General features: G+C 69.1%; 1 protein-coding gene. It reads left to right on the forward strand.

Annotated elements, in window-relative coordinates; translation table 11 throughout:
* Positions 1 to 809, forward strand: an 809-nt coding sequence (locus EN879_RS37150; protein ID WP_164774905.1) for an ATP-binding protein, incomplete at its 5' end; no start/stop codon positions are given.
* Between the last annotated feature and the right edge of the window lie 176 nt (positions 810 to 985).

Raw genomic sequence — 985 nt, forward strand, 5'->3', positions numbered from 1 at the left:
TGCTCGAAGTCTCGATGATCGCGTCGGTGGCGGGAGAGCTCGGCGAAGGCAAATTGACTGACCGGCGGCCGTTCCGCGCGCCGCACCACTCGGCCTCGATGGCGGCGATGGTCGGCGGCGGCATCCGCGCGCGGCCGGGCGAGGTGTCGCTGGCCCATCACGGCGTGCTGTTCCTCGACGAGTTTCCCGAGTTCACGCCGCAGACGCTCGATGCGCTGCGCCAGCCGTTGGAGACCGGCGACTGCATGATCGCGCGGGCCAACCATCGCGTCACCTATCCAGCGCGTATCCAGCTGGTGGCCGCGATGAACCCGTGCCGCTGCGGCATGGCCGGCGAGCCTGGTTATCGCTGCCTGCGCGGCGAGCGCTGCCGCACCGACTATCAGGCGCGCATTTCGGGCCCGCTGCTCGACCGCATCGATCTCAGGATCGAAGTGCCGGCGGTCTCGGCCAGCGACCTGATCCGGCCCGACCGGGCGGAGAAAAGTGCCGATGTGGCGATGCGCGTGGCACGCGCCCGCACCATCCAGCGCGAGCGCTTCGAGCGGCTCGGCGCCACCCGCGCCACCACCAACGCGCATTGCGCGCCCTCGGTCATCGAGGAGATCGCCATGCCGGACGCCGCCGGCCTGTCGCTGCTCAAGGACGCCAGCGAAAAGCTCGCCTTTTCGGCGCGAGCCTATCACCGGGTGCTGAAGGTGGCGCGGACACTCGCCGATCTCGACGCCAGCGAAACCGTCGGCCGCATCCATCTGGCCGAAGCGATTTCCTACCGCATGAGCTCGGAGCGGGTGGCGCAGGCGGCGTAGATCACTCGCCGCCCGACAAGCCGACTCTGCCACACCACCTTCCGCAATCACGCCATAACCGTCATCCGACGAATCGGCCATCTCCGCACTGCGGCGGACCTGATTGTCCGCTTGGTCGACGTCCTCACCACCCAACGGCCCCCACCGACCGGGCGCCGGCCGTTTCTCCGTCTTCG

This window comes from Mesorhizobium sp. M7A.F.Ca.AU.002.02.1.1 (assembly GCF_003998535.1).
GTDB lineage: Bacteria > Pseudomonadota > Alphaproteobacteria > Rhizobiales > Rhizobiaceae > Mesorhizobium > Mesorhizobium ciceri.